Genomic DNA, 18090 nt, shown 5'->3' with positions numbered 1-18090 from the left:
ACTGACCGGAGCGCGGAATGGCATCTGCTGCCGAGCAACTTGCTTCAAATCTTAACTTTTCTGCCTTTGCCAAGGCTGAGGAACTGAAGAAGCGGATCTGGTTTACGCTAGGTGCGCTTTTGGTGTACCGGTTCGGTACTTATATTCCGTTGCCTGGTATTGATCCTGAAGCGCTGGCGCAGGCCTTTGGTCAGGCCCAGTCTGGCATCATTGGCCTGTTCAATATGTTCTCCGGCGGTGCCGTTGAACGTATGGCAATTTTCGCCCTCGGCATCATGCCGTACATCTCTGCTTCCATTATCATCCAGCTGATGACCTCGGTTGTTCCTTCATTGGAACAGATGAAGAAGGAAGGGGAGAGCGGGCGGAAAAAGATGAACCAGTATACCCGTTACGGTACGGTCATCCTGGCGACCTTCCAAGCCTACGGTATTTCCGTGGGGCTTGAATCTGCCAATGTGGTGATCGATCCGGGTATGTTCTTCCGCATTTCCGCAGTTATCACGCTTGTTGGCGGTACCATGTTCCTGATGTGGCTGGGTGAGCAAATCACCTCTCGCGGCGTCGGTAATGGTATCTCTCTTATCATTTTTGCGGGCATTGTTGCAGGTTTGCCGTCTGCGATCGCTTCTACTTTGGAGCTTGGTCGTCAGGGCGCTCTTGCAACGCCAATCATTCTGGCAGTGATCATCCTCTCGGTTGTCGTCATCGGAATTATTGTATTCATGGAGCGGGCGCAGCGCCGGCTTCTGATCCAGTATCCGCGGCGGCAGCACGGTAACAAGCTTTACGAAGGGAACACCTCGTTCCTTCCGCTCAAGCTGAACACCGCCGGTGTGATTCCTCCGATTTTTGCGTCCTCTCTTCTTCTCGTTCCAGCGACGCTTTCGAGCTTTCAAAGCGCGGATGCTTCCGGTGGCAACGAGTGGCTGACGACCATTACAGCCCTCTTGGGTCATGGTCAGCCAGCTTACATGGTTCTGTACGCGGGCCTTATCATCTTCTTCTGTTTCTTCTATACCGCGATTGTTTTCAATCCGACGGATACAGCGGACAACCTGAAGAAGCATGGTGGTTTCATTCCGGGCATTCGTCCGGGCGAACGGACTGCACAGTATATTGACCACGTTCTGACACGCATCACGGTGGTAGGCGCAATTTACATCACGCTCATTTGCCTGCTTCCAGAGTTCCTCATCTCAGCTACGGGTGTGCCGTTCTATTTTGGTGGTACTTCCCTCTTGATTGTCGTTAGCGTAACAATGGACACTGTCTCACAGGTTCAAGGGCATCTGCTGGCGCATCAGTACGAAGGGCTCGTGAAGAAGACAAAGTTGAGGGGGAAACGTAAATGAGGCTTATTCTGTTGGGCCCTCCGGGTGCGGGGAAAGGCACGCAGGCAGCACGGCTGGTTGAAAAGCATGGTATTGTCCAGCTTTCCACCGGTGACATGCTGCGGGCGGCTGTCGCAGCGGAGAGTGAAGTGGGTCTTCAGGTCAAGGGTATTCTTGACCGCGGTGAGCTGGTCTCCGATGACGTGATCTGCAAAATCATCTCGGAACGTATTGAAGAGCCGGATTGCGCCAATGGGTTCATTCTGGACGGCTTCCCACGGACCATTGCCCAGGCTGATGCTTTGGGTGACCTGCTTGAAGAAAAGGCGCTCAAGCTGGACGGCGTTGTTCAGCTTGAAGTCGATGAAGCAATCCTGTTGGAGCGCATTGAAAAACGGGCTCGTGAGAGCGCGGAAGTGCGTTCCGACGACAACGCTGATGCGCTTAAGAAGCGGTTGGCGGTTTACAATGAGCAGACTGCACCTTTGGTCGCGTACTACGAGGCCCGCGGTATGCTCAAGAAAGTTGACGGCATGCAGTCCGTCGATGAAGTTGCTTCCCAGATCGATGCTGCTTTGACAGCGGAATAATCTGCGGAATTTCAAGGCGGCGCTTGCGCTGTCCTTTGGAATACAGTAAAAGCCGGCGCACATCGATACTGTTTCGATTTGCGCCGGTTTTCCTTGGATATACCAAGGTTAACATTAGTGCTGTAACCGGTTGTCTCGCTCGCGAGCGGCCGTACAGAAGGATAGAGGGTACGATGGTCGTTCCCTCGTAAAGGAGAAATAACGTGGCTCGTATTGCTGGCGTCAACATTCCGACGAACAAGCGCACTCTGGTTGCGCTGCAGTACATTCACGGTATTGGCCCGAAGTTTGCGCAGCAGATCCTCGAGAAGGTCGGCATTGCTGCTCATACTCGCGTCAATGAACTTTCGGACGCAGAAGTCCTGAAGATCCGTGAAACGATCGATGCAGAATACCTGGTTGAAGGTGACTTGCGTCGTGAAACAGCGATGAACATCAAGCGTCTGATGGACCTTGGTTGCTACCGCGGTCTTCGTCACCGTCGTGGCCTGCCGGTTCGCGGTCAGCGCACCCACACGAATGCACGTACCCGTAAGGGTCCTGCAAAGGCGATCGCTGGTAAGAAGAAGTAATTTCACCGGCGTTTGTCAGGTGGAGCCGCCGGCGATTACGGCGGTGTAGATATCGAAGGAAAAAAGAATGGCTAAGGATTCGACGCGTGTGCGTCGCCGCGAGCGGAAGAATATTACTTCCGGCATCGCGCATGTGAACTCTACGTTCAACAACACCATGATCACCATTACCGATGCTCAGGGCAATGCGATCTCTTGGTCGTCTGCTGGCGCGCTCGGCTTCAAGGGGTCTCGTAAGTCTACCCCATACGCCGCACAGGTCGCAGCCGAAGACGCTGGTCGCAAGGCTGCCGAACACGGCATGCGCACCCTTGAGGTCGAAGTTCGTGGTCCTGGTTCCGGTCGTGAATCTGCTCTGCGTGCTCTGCAGGCCGGTGGTTTCGTCATTACGTCCATTCGCGACGTTACGCCGATCCCGCACAACGGTTGCCGTCCGCGCAAGCGTCGCCGCGTCTGACATTTCGTCGGGCATGTTTTCAACCCATGGCAAAGGATGGTTGGCTGCCTTTCAGGCATGACCAACGAGAAAGCCGAAGGGATTAGAACGTGACAATTCAGAAAAACTGGCAAGAACTGATCAAACCAACCAAGCTGGACGTGCGTCCGGGTGATGATCCGCGTTTCAAGGCCTCTGTTGTTGCAGAGCCTCTTGAGCGTGGTTATGGCCTCACCCTGGGCAACGCTCTGCGTCGTATTCTCCTCAGCTCGCTTCAAGGTGCTGCGGTTACCGCGATCCAGATCGATGGCGTGCTGCACGAGTTCTCCTCCATTCCTGGTGTACGTGAAGATGTGACTGACATCATTCTGAACATCAAGGAAATCGCTCTGCGTATGGACAATGAGGGTCCAAAGCGCATGGTTCTGCGCAAGCAAGGGCCAGGTGCTGTATATGCTGGCGATATCGAGACCGTTGGTGATGTTGAAGTTCTGAACCCGGATCTCTTGCTGTGTAACCTGGACGAGGGCGCTGAAGTGCGCATCGAGTTCACGGCAAACACAGGTAAGGGCTATGTTGCTGCGGCAGCAAACCGCCCGGAAGATGCGCCGATTGGCCTTATTCCGGTGGACAGCCTTTATTCTCCGGTCAAGAAGGTGAGCTACAAGGTCGAGAACACCCGTGAAGGGCAGGTTCTGGACTATGACAAGCTTACACTGACTGTAGAAACGGACGGCTCCGTTGTTCCTGAAGATGCGATCGCGTATGCGGCTCGAATTCTGCAGGATCAGCTGTCGATCTTTGTGAACTTTGAAGAGCCAACTCGTGAAGTTCAGGAAGAAACCGTTGCAGAACTGGCATTTAACCCGGCTCTGCTCAAGAAGGTTGATGAGCTTGAATTGTCTGTTCGTTCTGCGAACTGCCTGAAGAACGACAATATCGTCTATATTGGTGATCTGATCCAGAAGACTGAAGCAGAAATGCTTCGCACACCGAACTTCGGTCGTAAGTCTCTGAATGAGATCAAAGAAGTTCTGGCGCAGATGGGTCTGCACCTCGGTATGGAAGTGGCCAATTGGCCGCCTGAAAATATCGATGAGCTCGCCAAGCGCTACGAAGACCACCAGTATTAAGCTAAACGGGGCTTTGTGCCCCAAGTGGTCCGTTGCGACCGCTGCGTAGTTAATTGAAGGAGAGGGCCATGCGCCACGGAAAATCCGGCCGCAAGCTCAATCGGACGTCAAGCCACCGCAAGGCAATGTTTGCCAACATGGCTGCTGCGCTCATCCAGCATGAGCAAATCGTTACGACGCTTCCGAAGGCAAAAGAGCTGCGTCCAATTGCAGATAAACTCATCACCCTCGGCAAGCGGGGCGACCTGCACGCACGTCGTCAGGCGATCTCTCAGGTTCGCGACGTTGTCATGGTTCGCAAGCTGTTCGAAACTCTGGCAGAGCGCTACAAGGATCGTGAGGGTGGCTACACCCGCGTTCTTAAGGCAGGCTTCCGCCATGGTGACAGTGCACCAATGGCCGTGATTGAGTTTGTTGATCGCGATGTTGAAGCACGTGGTGCGGGCGACCGCGCACGTGTTGAAGCTGAAGAAGCTGCAGAAAACGCGGCTTAATAGCCTCAACAAACAGCTTTTAAAGACGCCCCCGGTCGTTGACCGGGGGCGTTTTTTGTTTTTTGGGCTGCCTGAGTGAGTGTTTTTGTGAGAAGGCTTTCGCGTCGGAAAGAGGCATGCGCCTACGTTCGCCAACCTTGTGTGTCTGTTGGATGGCGGATGTGCAGCTCTAAGGTGTAGCGATTTATCAAATTAAACTGGGATTTAAGCTTCAGTTAAGGTCAACCTCGTACTTTTGACCCATGTATTACAGTGGGGCATAGCTATGCGGGAGAATACTGCAAAAACGAGCGGATCTGGCGGCTCAACACGTCAGAATAGATTTTATAAAATCGGTTTCCGTCTGCCAATTGTGATGGTGGGTCTTGCGATTGTCTCAAGTCTTGTCATCGGTTTCCTGGCTTACAATAGTGGCCAGGCGTCGCTGACGGAGGCGCAGCAGGGCGAATTGAAATTGCTGGCTGAGTCCCGCCGAAACTTGCTCGACATGCGATTGACGCAAATTCGGGCGGATATCAAGCGGATCGCAACCGGTACGGCGATGCAGACTGCAATGACAGACTTGCAGACAGCCTATCGGAATGTGGGGGAGGACCGTGCCGAGGTTCTTGAGTTTTATCGTCCTGACGGATCCACGGTAGAAGATCGGCTGGCCGTCAATGGCGATGGCAACTCCACCATGTATTCCTGGCGTCACGCGAATGTGCATGGGGATTTCGTAACGAACTACCAGAATGGTGGTTATGCGGACATTCTCGTTTTCAATAATGACGGCGAGATCCTCTACACTGTCACAAAATCGGCCGAGCTATTCGAAAGCATCAACAACCCGGAGATTAACAAGAGCGGGTTGGGTGAGGTGTATCGCAAAGCTGCGGAGGCCGAAGACGGTTCGGTCATCATGAGTTCGTATGCGGCTTATGACCTCGCCGGAGGAGAACCTTCTCTGTTCATCGCAACACCGGTGTTCTTGCATGGCATGGCGGGTGCAAGTCGGGAAGGCGTTGTGGTCATCCGTTTGAATGTCGATTTCTTTGATTCCGTGTTAGCGGATCGGAACGGCCTTGGTGAGACTGGTCAGTCTTATCTGGTTTCGGACCAAGGTGTCGTCCTTTCCAACAAGCCGCTTTCTGCTGAGCCGACAGCGCTGAAGGAAACATTGTCTGCCGATGTTCTCAAGGTTCTTCATGACGGGAACGACAACCAGAAAGGTCTTGTAGATCGCTTCATACAGGCAGATGGCAAGTTCATGGTCGGAGCACCATTGGAAGCATCTGACAAGCATGCAATTGTTGTTGCCGAGGCGAGCGTTGATGAGGCGCTGGCGGGTGTTTATCAGTTGGCTTCCTCTGTCTTCTGGAGCTCTATTGGTGTCCTAGTCGCAATTGCAATTGTTGGCTATTTCTTTGCGCGGCAGATTTCTTCCCCCCTTGGCAATCTGGGTCGTACGATCCAGAAGATCGAAGAAGGGGATTTGGAGATCGATGTGCAAGAGGCAGCTCGCAAAGACGAGATTGGTGACATTGGTCGTGCAGTGTTGAACTTCCGAGACGGCCTGAAACGGGCACGGGAGCTTGATGCCGAGCAAGCACGGACCCAGCAGGAACGCATTGAGCGTGGCCGATATGTTGACGAGCTGACGCACAAGTTTGATGAAAGTGTACGTCAGATCCTTGGTTCGGTTCGCGATGCCGGGTCTACCTTGCAGACGACCGCCAATTCCATGGCCAGCATGTCCGAACGGACCAATGCCGAAGCGCAAACTGTATCCTCAGCCTCTGAACAGTCGTTGGTGAACCTGCAAGCCGTCGCAGGTGCTGCAGAAGAACTGTCTGCAACAGTTGGTGAAATCGACCGTGAAGTGAGACGGTCGGCGGACATTTCTGCTCAGGCGGCCGAGATGGCCGTGAATGCAGAAGGCTCTGTGACAGGCCTGATGGAGGCGGCCCAGCGGATTGGTGAAGTCGTTTCGATTATTAACGACATTGCTGATCAGACCAATCTGCTGGCGTTGAATGCGACGATTGAGGCTGCCCGTGCCGGCGAAGCTGGCAAAGGGTTTGCTGTTGTTGCAGCGGAAGTGAAGGGGCTGGCGAACCAGACCGGACAGGCTACTGGTGAGATCGGTGTCCAGATTCAGGCGGTTCAGTCTGAAACTGAAAAAGCCGTTATGGCCATCAAGGAAATCTCTCAGGTGATCGGTACTATCAACGAAGTAGCGACAGCTATTGCGGGTGCGGTCGAGGAACAGGCTGCTACGGCAACTGACATTTCCGGTAATATCCAGCAGGTGACTGCCGGTTCTACCGAAGTTACACAAGCGATCACCAAGGTGAGCTCCATTGCGGGCGACACCGGGACGGAAGCGGGCAATGTGCTTTCGGCCTCCACGCATCTGGCGGAACAATCGGATGCACTGCGTGTGCTGGTCGAAAACTACTTGAACGATATCAGGGCTGCTTGATACCAGTCCGCAAAGTTGCTGCACAACTCTGATCCGGCCGCGTTCTCGTTGAAACGCCGGAACTAAAAACAGAAGGCCAGAGCATCGTTCGGTGCTCTGGCCTTTTTAATTTGGAGCGGCTCAGTTGGTCTATACTAAACCATAAGTAGTAGTCACCCTTTACCCTCTATTTAACAAGTTCCAGAGCACACTGTCCTCCGCTGAATTACGGAGGGAATTGTGCGTAGTACGAACGACGGTGCGTTTGCAGAGGGCAAAACTGCCAAAGGGTTTTCGCTTCGGGTCATCATCCCGACGATTGTGATCTGTCTTGGTGTTCTGGCGAGTGGCTCTGTAGGCTACTTTGCGTTGCGTGAGGCAGAGACGGGCTTGCGCCATGGTGCCGAAGTACAATTGACGCTGACCTCTCAAAATACCGCGAGGCAATTGCAACGGGTTGTGACGGATACGCAGACGGACTTGCAAGCCATGGCAAGCGGCGCCACCATGAAACAACTGGTTGCGGAATTGCCATTGGCGGTTGAGTTGTCAGGGGATCCCGGCGAAATCAGAGACGCATATCACAACACAAGCGATAGCCCTGCAGAGCGGGCCGAGGTCATGAAGGGTGCGGACAACCTTTATGGCTCGAAACATGAGGGCATACACGGCGATTTCTTTGCACAATGGCAGACTGGCGGCTATGCGGATATGCTGTTTTTCGACCTGGATGGTTTGGTGCTCTACAGCGTAACCAAGTCCGGAGATTTTTTGCTGTCAGTTGAGGATAAGGTGTTCGAGACCACGCCTGTTCCTGACCTCTACACCGCGGCATTGGAGGCAGCGCCGGGTCAGGTGTTGTCATCCGAATTTGCAGCCTATGGACCTGCAGGGGGTGTTCCCAGCCAGTTTGTTGCAACGCCGGTTTACACGGAAGGCTTTGGCAGTGTGGAACTGAGCGGTGTCGTGATGTTGCGGATCACGCATTCCTTCTTCAACGAAATTCTGGGCCAACCATTGTTGATTGGGGAGAGTGCGCAGGGCTATCTTCTGGATGACAAGGGGCTTTTGCTTTCCAAGCCGGTAAGAGCCCCTAGTGCGCCGCTGCTGCAGCCGTTTGGGGGGCTTGATCTCAGCATTGGCGATGAACGCTCTGGCTCTCAAACCCTTTACACTGATAGCAAAGCTTATCAGTTGGCACCTATCGACCTGTTTGGACAGCCTGCGGTCGTTGCAACGGAAATCAGCCGTGCCGAAGTGAGTGCAGCGTCTTCGAACGTACTTTATTCCATACTTACGGTTGCCGTGAGCGTTCTGGTATTGGTTCTTGGGGCCGCCTTGGCTGTTGCCTTGTACATTTCCCGGCCTTTGGCTCACCTGTCATCTGCGATTACCCGCATTCGTGCGGGCAAGTTGGATACACGCGTGCCCGGCACACATCGCCGTGATGAAATTGGAGACATTGCCCGTAATGTGGATGCCTTTCAGGACGGCCTTCGGCGCGAACGCCAACTTGCGGCGGATCAGGAGGCTGACAGGGCGCAACAGCGCGAAACGGCAGAGCGGCTGGTGCATCTGAACGCCGCTTTCGACAACAATGTGACTGCTGTGATTGCCGATGTGAACGCCGCCTTGCGTCAGTTGGAAAGCGCATCGAACCAGATGACAAGCGTATCTGAGCAAACAGCCAGCGAAGCGCAAACTGCGGCGGCCGCCTCTGACCAGTCATTGCAGGGCCTGCAGGCCGTTGCCGGCGCGACCGAGGAACTTACTGCCACGGTTCAGGAAATAGATCGGGACCTGGCAAGATCCAACCGTATTTCCGAGGAGGCAGGTGACAAGGCGCTACAGGCCCAGACTACTATCAATGGATTGGAAACCGCTGCGGGGCGCATCAATGAGGTTGTATCGCTCATCAGCGATATTGCCGAGCAAACCAACCTGCTTGCGCTGAATGCAACCATCGAGGCGGCGCGCGCTGGTGAGGCCGGGAAGGGGTTTGCGGTTGTTGCTTCCGAGGTCAAGGAACTGGCCAACCAGACCGGCAAGGCAACAGAAGAAATCAGCAGCCAGATTCAAGCAGTTCAATCTGAAACACGAGCGGCAGTCGGCGCGATCCATGAGGTGATTCAGGTGATTGGCGAGATGAATGAGGTAGCTGCTGCCGTGACCAGTGCCATTGAGGAACAGGCCAAGACCACTGGAGAGATTTCGCAAAACATTCAGCAAGTCACAGGCGGCTCCTCGGAAGTGGCTCAAGCTATTAACAAGGTCAGCGATATGGCTGTGACCACCGGTGAGGGTGTTGAGGAGGTGCGGCAAGCCATTTCTCATCTGGAACAGCGCGCTCACCGGGTGACCGAGTTGGTTGATGGATATTTGAGGGAAACAAAGGCAGGCTGACTTCAACGCTGCTGTATTGTCCATGCATAAACCCTTAGGGTTGATATCCTTCGGTGAGGCCGATTACCGGAATTGCTTTCCACAACCGGTGATCGGCCTTTTCATGACCACATTGCCTTCTTATCTGTGACAGTGCGTTTGCCTGATCCATTGACGGATCAAGATAATTTCAGGGTAACATCATGATTGATTTCAGAGCTTATTTCGCCGGAGCCCTGTTTGTTACAGGTGTGCTTGTCGGCTCGGTTGTGGGCGGAACGCCTCCCGTTCATGCTGCAGATCAAATTCCCTCAAACAACGCGGAAATTCAGCTGTCCTTTGCACCCTTGGTCAAGAAGGTCGCGCCGGCTGTTGTCAATGTCTACGCAAGTCGGACGGTGGAGCGGCGGCAGCGGATTTCCCCGTTCTTTGACGATCCGTTTTTTCGCCGGTTCTTTGGTGATCGAGCTTTCGGGGAGCCAAGAACCCAACGGCGTGTGCAGAGTTCTCTGGGCTCTGGTGTCATAATCTCGGGACAAGGTATTATCATCACCAATAACCACGTTATTGAGAATGCAGACGAGGTGCGGGTCGCGCTTGCTGATCGCCGCGAGTTTGATGCGGAGATTGTGCTGAAAGATGAGCGAACGGATTTGGCGGTTTTAAAGATTGATGCGCCGGATGAGGACTTTCCGCATGTTTCGTTTGCCAACTCGGACGAACTGGAGGTGGGAGATCTCGTGCTCGCCATCGGTAATCCGTTTGGCGTTGGCCAGACCGTTACGCAAGGCATCGTTTCGGCAGTTGCGCGCACACAGGTTGGGGTCTCGGACTATCAGTTCTTCATTCAGACGGATGCTGCCATCAATCCTGGCAACTCAGGTGGTGCGTTGATTGATGTGCATGGCAATCTTGTGGGGATTAATACAGCCATTTTCTCTCGCTCGGGTGGCTCCAACGGGATTGGGTTCGCAATTCCTGCCAACATGGTGAAAGTCGTGGCGAGCGCTGCGGGTGATGGGGACTATGTGCGCCGGCCGTGGATTGGCGCCAGCTTGCAGCCTGTAAGCAGTGATATCGCCATGGGGCTTGGACTGGATCGACCGCGTGGCGTTTTGGTGACGCGCATATTCCCGGACAGCCCGGCGGAGCAGGCGGGCCTTGAAGTAGGTGATCTCATTGTTGCTGTGGGTGAGAATGAGATCAATGATCCCAATTCGTTTGGTTATCGCCTTGCAACGCGGGAAATTGGATCGAGCGCGACCCTCCGTGTTCTGCGGGGACAGGAAGAGGTGGCGCTGACAATCGCGCTGCAGGAAGCGCCGGAAACAGTGCCACGGGATATGCGCCAGATTGGTGGCCGTTCTCCATTTGCCGGCGCAACCGTGATGAACCTCTCTCCAGCGGTGGCTGAAGAACTTCGGGTTCGCGATGAGTATGAGGGCGTTATTATCTCGCAAGTTGAGAATGGTTCGGCAGCGCAATACGTCGGCCTTCGGCGTGGTGATATCGTTGTGGCTGTGAACGGCGTCGAGATTGAGAGTGCACAGTTCCTGCAAAGGGTGTCCAGAGAGCGTCCACGCCGATGGTTGATTGAAATACAACGAGATGGAAAGTTGCGCCGACTATCCGTTCGGGGCTAATTTGGGGAAGGACCGGCAATCAGGTGCCGGTCCTTTTCTGTTTTTGCTAAAAGTCTCGATATGAGTGATCTGTTTTCTTCCGCCGGTCTGGATCAGAGCGGTAATCGTCCGTTGGCAGACCGGTTGCGACCTGCCCGTCTCAGTGAAGTCGTTGGTCAGCAGCATCTGATCGGCGAAGATGGTATCCTTACACGCATGCTGCGCTCGGGGTCTCTGGGTTCCTTGATTTTTTGGGGGCCTCCAGGCACCGGAAAGACCACCATGGCACGGCTGTTGGCTCATGAAACCGAGCTCGCGTTTGAGCAGATCTCCGCGATTTTTTCGGGTGTTGCGGATCTGAAGAAGTGCTTCGAGGCGGCACGTGCGCGACGGATTTCAGGTCGTGGCACCCTCTTGTTTGTTGATGAGATTCACCGGTTCAATCGCGCCCAACTGGACAGTTTCTTGCCGGTGATGGAAGACGGCACCATCACTTTGGTCGGAGCGACGACTGAGAACCCCAGTTTCGAGTTGAATGCGGCGCTGTTGTCACGTGCTCATGTACTTGTCTTTGAGAGTCTGGATGCAGATGCACTGGAAGACTTGCTGGTTCGGGCCGAAAAGGAAATGGACAGACCACTGCCGCTTGATGAAGGGGCTCGCCAAACTTTGATTGGCATGGCTGATGGAGATGGCCGCTCAGCGCTGACATTGGCGGAGGATGTCTGGCGTACAGCAAGTGAGGACGAGGTGTTTGATAGCACTCGTCTGACGGAGATCGTCCAACGGCGCGCACCAATCTATGACAAGACCAAGGACGGTCATTACAATCTGATTTCAGCCTTGCACAAATCTGTGCGTGGATCTGACGCCGATGCAGCTCTCTACTGGATGTGCCGAATGCTCGATGGCGGAGAAGACCCCATGTACATTGCCCGTCGCCTCGTGCGTATGGCTGTAGAGGATATTGGGCTGGCTGATCCCAACGCTGTCGTACAGGCAAATGCAGCTCGTGATGCCTATCAGATGCTGGGATCTCCAGAAGGCGAACTGGCTCTGGCGCAAGCCTGTGTGTATCTGGCGACAGCCCCAAAGTCCAATGGCGTCTATGTCGCCTACAAGGCAGCCCGAAAGGCTGCAGAATCCAATGGATCGTTGGTGCCGCCGAAACACATTCTGAATGCACCTACCAAGATGATGAAGGAAATGGGTTACAACGAAGGGTATCAGTATGATCATGATGCCCCGGACGGTTTCTCAGGCCAGGATTTTTTCCCGGAAAAAATGGGCCGACAGCGCTATTATGATCCTCCAGAGCGGGGTTTCGAACGGGAAATTCGCAAGCGTTTGTCCTATTGGGAGCGGCTGAGGCAGGAACGACACAAAGCAGGAGACAGCTGACCGCCCATTGTCGTGGTTGCCTTGTGATGGCCTTCGCCCGCACACTTTACGTCCAACATGAGGGTGCGTGTATGCGACAGGTTGAACTCAGGCTGGCTGTCGTTCTTTATGGCGGGGTGTCTCTGGCCATCTACATGCATGGTGTGACCAGAGAATTACTTGGGTTGCAGCGTGCATCCCGAGCGCTGGACAAGGCGCTGAGCTCTGGTGCCGACCTGGCACAAGTTGAGCAGGGGCTCACCGGATCGGCCGTTCACTACTTTCGTTTATTGCGGGACTTGCGGGCAGAACTCGATCTGCGGGTTGTGATTGATGCCATTTCCGGCACATCGGCAGGGGGCATCAATGGCATCATGCTGGCGCGGGCGCTTGCCCATGACCTGCCATTGGATCCGCATCGCGCGTTCTGGCTGGAAAAGGCAGATGTGACGGAGTTGGCCCGTCCGCCACATGGCGCGAGCCGTTGGGTGAAGCGACTTGTTGCTCCGGTTGTTGGCCGGGCATTGGGCTTGGTTCTGGACCAGGACCCCGGATCGACCGAGGCGCGCCGCAAATTGCATTGGTTCATGTCCTCTCGCTGGTTCAAACCTCCGTTCTCGGGAGAGCGTTTTTCTCGTTGGATGCTTGAAGCCTGTCAGGCGATGGATGCATGCGATCAGGGAAATACTTTGATCCCCGTTGGGCAGAAGCTGGAGTTGTTCGTTACTCTGACCGACTATTTTGGTAAAAAACATGCCGTTCCGCTCTACCATCAGGTGCGGCTAGAGGAAATCGAGCATCGCCGAATGGTTCGTTTTTCCGCGCGCAATGACGGCGTTGAGGGCTTGAAATCTCAATTGAGCGCAGATTGCGCCGCAAGCAATGTTTTCGCAGCAAGGGCTACGGCCTCTTTCCCGGGCGCGTTTCCACCTGCCTCAATTGAAGAAGTAGCCGCAGTGGTTGAAGAACTCAACTTGCAGTGGCCGGATCGCGAACGATTTGTGCAAGAGGTTTTACAGGGCCCATTGGACACGGGAGAACCTCGCTTGTTCATTGATGGTAGCGTGGTCATGAACAAACCGTTTCAACCGATTATCGACAGCATTGACGAAAGGGCTGCCTCTCGGGAAGTGGTGCGCCGGTTATTGTATGTTGATCCAATTCCCGGAGAGCCCGCCAACGGCGACACGGCAGAGTTCTCACCGCCCGGTTTCTTTCGCAGCATTCTGGCGTCACTAGCTTATATCCCGCGTAACGAACCGGTAGGTGACAATCTGAAGGAAATTGAACGGATGAATGCTCGTAGCCGTCGGTTGCGCGAAGTTATTGGTTCCGTTCAGCCGGATGTAGATCGCGAAGTGCATGCTCTTTTGGCCGTAATGGACCCACGGCACCCCCCAGCCGAACAGGTCAGGCGAGCGCGGGAAGGGGCCATGGAAATGGCTCGTCAACATTCAGGTTTTGTCCACCCGGGCTACGCCCAAGTACGGTTGAGTCGTTTGGTGAACCGTATTGCAAAGCTGGTGAAGCGGCTGGGTGCAAATGATAATCAACCAAGAGCGACAGAACGGCTGGAACAGGCAATCCGACCTCTCATGCCAGATGTTCGTGAGGCATTTGTTCCAAGCTCCAGTGAAGACGGGTCCGTGAATCCCCTTTATCTCGATGTAGATTACCGCATCAGATGTTTGCGATCTGTAATTCGCAAGGTCAACAGCCTCTATGCCGACGAGCGACTGGATACCGGTACAGTGGAACGGCTCGGGCATTTGAAGGGGCGGCTCTATGAGATCATTACCTATTTGCAGTATCGCTGGAGCCGCCAGTTCTATGGGCGGGAAACGCGTGAGGCTTGTGGACCCATGGATATCTTGAATAGAGACAGAGCAAGGATGGAGACTGTCATCATTCTGCTGCAGGAGAGGATGGGATTGATCGACCTCGACCATCTTACCGATGAGGTGATCTGCACAGCGGATAGCGAGCTGTCTTCAAGGTTTCCGGATCGGCCGCTCCTGAGAGCATATCTAGGCTTTCCCTTTTATGATGCGGTCATGTTGCCCATTCAGCAAACCCTTGACCACACTGAACTGGGGGAGGTGTCTGTCAGTCGCATAAGTCCCAAAGACCCCGGCGTTCTGAAACCGGAGGGAACGGCGTTGAAGGGGGCGCAATTGCAGACATTCGGCGCATTTTTCAACCGCAGTTGGCGTGAGCATGACTATCTTTGGGGGCGGTTGAATGCTGCCGAGCGACTTGCCAGCTTGCTCGCAAACGTGGTGAGCGACAACAACGCCGTGGGCTTTGCCAACAGTCAGCTCCGTGGTTTGTTCGAGTCCATTTTGGACGAAGAAGAAGATCAGTTGAAGGCAGACCAGGATTTGATTGTCGACCTTCGTAGTCTGATCGATATCCGTTTGATTGAGGCTGAAGTTGGCCAAAGGTCGCTATCATCTCTGGATGTTTAGAAGCTTCTCCCGTTCTCGGTGCGGTTAAGTTCTTCCACGCAAGTAGCCAGTTTTTGCTTGTATCCACTGATGTGGGGGATTACTCGAAACTACAAAGTGATCAGCAGAGATATCCGGATCCATGATGCATCTTCTACTCGTAGCCGCAGGTGGCGGGGCAGGCGCCGTTTGCCGTCACCTTATTTCTCTGGCCGGACTCAGGTTGATGGGGCCTTCGTTTCCGTGGGGAACTTTGACGGTCAACGTTCTGGGCTCCCTGATTATGGGACTGTTCATCGAGTTGCTAGCTCAAAAGTTGCAAGGCTCAACTGAACTGCGGTTATTGATCGCTACCGGGTTTTTGGGCGGGTTCACAACGTTTTCCAGCTTCTCACTTGATGTGGCTGTTATTTGGGAGCGAGGGGAGATGTGGCTTGCGGTGACCTACGCGCTGGTGTCCGTAGTACTATCCATTGGAGCATTGTTTGGGGGGCTGGCGCTTGCACGCCAGGTTCTGGCTTAGGGTAGGAAAGGGCTGTACCTTGATGCGGCCTTTCATATGTGACTAAACGGCAGTTTCATCATGTTTTTACGGTGTTTTAGTGTCTAACCCTTGCATTCGGAGGCCGGGGCTGTCACATGGAAGCCAAATGAACAAAGAGAACGTGGCCTTGCATCTGTGCTGACCGGCCCGTCCAAGTGAACAGACCGGAACTCCAGCCCATGAGTGGCATTCAAACAATCAAAGTCGACAAAGATGAAGACGGCATGCGTCTGGACCGCTGGTTCAAGTCGCACTTCCCTGATTTGGGATTTGGCCGGTTACAAAAGCTGTTGCGCACAGGACAGGTGCGTGTGGATGGCAAGCGGGCAGAAAGCTCTACCCGGATTGTCAGCGGGCAGATGATCCGTGTTCCTCCCATCTCGGTTGAAGTGGCTGCGGATGACCGGCCCAATGCAAAGCCGCGGTCCAGCAAATTGATTGCCGACGACAAGGCCGCCATTGAGCAGATGATGCTCTATGAAGACAAGGATGTCATGGTTCTGAACAAGCCGGCAGGGCTGGCAGTTCAGGGAGGCTCGGGTCTTAAACGGCATTTGGATGGCATGCTGGATGCCTTTACGGATCGCAAGGGAAACAAGCCGCGTCTGGTCCATCGACTGGACCGAGACACCTCTGGCATAATCCTGGTGGCGCGTACACGCAAAGCCGCACAGGAACTGACCAAATCCTTCCGGCATCGCAACACGCAGAAGATTTACTGGGCGGTTGTTGCAGGGGTGCCAAAGCCGCGGCAGGGCCGAATTTCTACATTTCTTGCGCGTAGCGAAGAAGACGAACGCATGCGCATTGCCCGCCATGGCGAAGACGAGGCACAACATGCCGTCAGCCTTTACAACGTGGTGGAGCAATCAGGGCAAAAACTAGCCTGGGTCACGCTGAAGCCCGTCACAGGTCGCACACACCAACTTCGGGCCCACACAGCCCATATTCGTCATCCGATCATTGGCGATAGCAAATACTTCAACATCATGAACTGGGATTTACCCGGTGGCATCCAGAACAAGTTGCACCTTCTGGCTCGGCGGATCGTGATACCGCATCCATCCGGCACAGGGATGATCGACGTTTCGGCGCCCTTGCCGCCGCACATGCAACAAACCTGGAACTTACTCGGGTTTGACGTCAGCGAGTACGACCCGGAGATTGCCGAGCCGCAATAACCCGATAGGGGCTCTGCGGGCAACAAAGGATAGAGCACATCCATGTATCTGGTGGTTTTTGATTGTGATGGCACGCTGGTCGACAGTCAGCATACCATCTTGCACGGGTTGGAAGTGGGCTTTGAGGCTGTGGGGCTGAAAATGCCAGACCGCCAGACTGCGCTCTCCATTGTCGGGCTGTCCCTGGAGCCGGCTTTCTTGCAGCTGGTGGGCCGGGAAAACGCAGATCTGGTGCCTAGGATGTGTGAGGCCTACAGGTCCGCGAAGGTTTCCCGCCGTATTGCCGCTCTTGATCATGATCCGCTTTATCCGGGTACGCGCGAAGTGCTGGACACGCTAAGCAGGCGCGATGATGTGCTTCTGGGTGTCGCCACGGGCAAACACTCCCGCGGTGTCGCGCACATGGTGGAGGTGCATGATCTGCATGGAAAGTTCATTACGGTTCAGACGGCAGACAAGGCGCCGTCGAAACCACATCCTGGCATGCTTTTGCAAGCCATGAGTGAGACGGGCGCGGATCCTAAGCGCACCGTCATGATTGGGGACACGTCGTTTGACATGGAAATGGCCCGCAATGCCGGTGTGCATGGCATTGGGGTCACTTGGGGGTACCATGTCCCGCAGGAGCTGCGCCGTGCTGGTGCGCGGCGGGTGGTTGACGGGTTTCCAGAGTTGATCCCGGCATTGGAAGAGGTGCTGGGCTGGAATAAGGAAATTGCTTGATGCGGGATATTTTCGAACAGATTGAAGAGGACATGGCCAAAGGGCCGGTGGATCCGGTCGAAAGTGCGCAGAAACTGTCGCGGCGCGAGTTGCCCAAGCGGTTTTATGAACAGGTCAGCGTAGGCGAGGTGGAAGGACGCTTTGGTGTACTGCTCGATGGGCGGACGATCAAAACACCGACACGCAAAACGCTTGTGTTTGACGAGGAGTATCTGGCGGAGGCCGTGGCTGCCGAATGGGAACTGCAGGAAAAACATATTGATCCGGCAACAATGCCGCTCACCCGCATTTCCCATTCCGCAATCGATGCGGTGGCTGATCGGTTCTCTGATGTGGCGGACGAAGTGGCTCGCTATGCTGGTAACGACTATCTTTGTTACCGTGCAGAAGCTCCACAGGAGTTAGTGGCGCGCCAACAAGCTGCGTGGGATCCCGTTCTCGCCTGGGCTGAGGATATGTTCGACGGCAGGTTCGAACTGACAACCGGGCTCGTTCACAAACCGCAAAGTGAAGCCTTGCAGGCAAATATTCGCGAAGGTCTGAACCAGTTCACTCCTCTTGAATTGTCGGCATTGCATACCATCACAAGTATCAGCGGTTCGGCTATTCTGGCCTTGGCAGTGGCTCACCGGGCCTTTTCGGAGGACGATGTTTGGGACTTCGCTCATGTTGATGAGGACTGGAACATCGAACAATGGGGCCAAGACAGCGAAGCGCAGCGGGTGCGCAAGTACAAGAATGAAGAGTATTCGGCGGCTTGCCTTATTCTTAACAAGCCTGAAGTTCAGGTAGAAGCCTAAGGTAACTAC

At 54.5% G+C, this 18090-nt stretch carries 15 protein-coding genes; all 15 read left to right on the top strand.

Features of this window, described 5'->3' with window-relative positions:
• The first annotated feature begins 17 nt into the window (after positions 1 to 17).
• The 15 genes from secY (at position 18) to G512_RS0111865 (ending at position 18081) form a co-directional block, all read left to right on the top strand.
• Positions 18 to 1355 carry a preprotein translocase subunit SecY gene (gene secY, locus G512_RS0111935; protein WP_028481919.1) on the top strand — a complete coding sequence of 446 codons (1338 nt, stop codon included), beginning with the start codon at positions 18 to 20 and terminating at the stop codon, positions 1353 to 1355.
• A complete protein-coding gene (locus tag G512_RS0111930) occupies positions 1352 to 1924 on the top strand; it encodes an adenylate kinase (protein WP_028481918.1) in 573 nt (190 codons plus the stop codon). The genes secY and G512_RS0111930 overlap by 4 nt, the downstream gene beginning before the upstream one ends.
• Positions 1925 to 2127: 203 nt before the next feature.
• On the top strand, positions 2128 to 2496 hold the full coding sequence (gene rpsM, locus G512_RS0111925; RefSeq protein WP_028481917.1) for a 30S ribosomal protein S13: 369 nt from the start codon (positions 2128 to 2130) through the stop codon (positions 2494 to 2496).
• Between the two features lie 67 nt (positions 2497 to 2563).
• The gene (gene rpsK, locus G512_RS0111920; protein WP_028481916.1) at positions 2564 to 2953 is read left to right on the top strand and encodes a 30S ribosomal protein S11; all 390 of its coding nucleotides are present in this window, start codon (positions 2564 to 2566) and stop codon (positions 2951 to 2953) included.
• Positions 2954 to 3042: 89 nt separating this feature from the next.
• Positions 3043 to 4065, top strand: coding sequence for a DNA-directed RNA polymerase subunit alpha (locus tag G512_RS0111915; protein ID WP_028481915.1), 1023 nt, complete (start codon positions 3043 to 3045; stop codon positions 4063 to 4065).
• A 68-nt stretch (positions 4066 to 4133) separates the two neighbouring features.
• Positions 4134 to 4559, top strand: a complete 426-nt coding sequence (gene rplQ / locus G512_RS0111910; RefSeq protein ID WP_028481914.1) for a 50S ribosomal protein L17 — start codon at positions 4134 to 4136, stop codon at positions 4557 to 4559.
• 265 nt (positions 4560 to 4824) lie between these two features.
• Positions 4825 to 7023, top strand: coding sequence for a methyl-accepting chemotaxis protein (locus G512_RS0111905; RefSeq protein WP_028481913.1), 2199 nt, complete (start codon positions 4825 to 4827; stop codon positions 7021 to 7023).
• A gap of 219 nt (positions 7024 to 7242) precedes the next feature.
• Complete coding sequence (locus G512_RS0111900; RefSeq protein ID WP_028481912.1) at positions 7243 to 9405, top strand: methyl-accepting chemotaxis protein; 2163 nt, start codon at positions 7243 to 7245, stop codon at positions 9403 to 9405.
• Between the two features lie 182 nt (positions 9406 to 9587).
• Positions 9588 to 11027, top strand: coding sequence for a DegQ family serine endoprotease (locus G512_RS0111895; RefSeq protein ID WP_051269274.1), 1440 nt, complete (start codon positions 9588 to 9590; stop codon positions 11025 to 11027).
• A gap of 60 nt (positions 11028 to 11087) precedes the next feature.
• Positions 11088 to 12407, top strand: coding sequence for a replication-associated recombination protein A (locus G512_RS0111890; protein WP_028481910.1), 1320 nt, complete (start codon positions 11088 to 11090; stop codon positions 12405 to 12407).
• 71 nt (positions 12408 to 12478) lie between these two features.
• A complete protein-coding gene (locus G512_RS0111885; protein WP_028481909.1) occupies positions 12479 to 14854 on the top strand; it encodes a patatin-like protein in 2376 nt (791 codons plus the stop codon).
• Positions 14855 to 14975: 121 nt separating this feature from the next.
• Positions 14976 to 15356 (top strand): fluoride efflux transporter CrcB, encoded by a 381-nt coding sequence (gene crcB / locus G512_RS0111880; RefSeq protein WP_028481908.1) that lies wholly within the window; start codon positions 14976 to 14978, stop codon positions 15354 to 15356.
• 200 nt (positions 15357 to 15556) lie between these two features.
• Positions 15557 to 16558 (top strand): RluA family pseudouridine synthase, encoded by a 1002-nt coding sequence (locus G512_RS0111875; RefSeq protein WP_028481907.1) that lies wholly within the window; start codon positions 15557 to 15559, stop codon positions 16556 to 16558.
• A 42-nt stretch (positions 16559 to 16600) separates the two neighbouring features.
• Positions 16601 to 17281 carry an HAD-IA family hydrolase gene (locus G512_RS0111870; RefSeq protein WP_028481906.1) on the top strand — a complete coding sequence of 227 codons (681 nt, stop codon included), beginning with the start codon at positions 16601 to 16603 and terminating at the stop codon, positions 17279 to 17281.
• Positions 17281 to 18081 (top strand): ATP12 family chaperone protein, encoded by an 801-nt coding sequence (locus G512_RS0111865; RefSeq protein WP_028481905.1) that lies wholly within the window; start codon positions 17281 to 17283, stop codon positions 18079 to 18081. Before G512_RS0111870 ends, G512_RS0111865 begins: the two co-directional genes overlap by 1 nt.
• Positions 18082 to 18090: the final 9 nt, after the last annotated feature.

The sequence above is a fragment of the Pseudovibrio exalbescens DSM 16456 genome (genome assembly GCF_000422785.1).
GTDB classification, from domain to species: domain Bacteria; phylum Pseudomonadota; class Alphaproteobacteria; order Rhizobiales; family Stappiaceae; genus Pseudovibrio; species Pseudovibrio exalbescens.
Note: the sequence above shows the minus strand (reverse complement) of the source record. Positions and strands in the feature narration are given on the sequence as shown.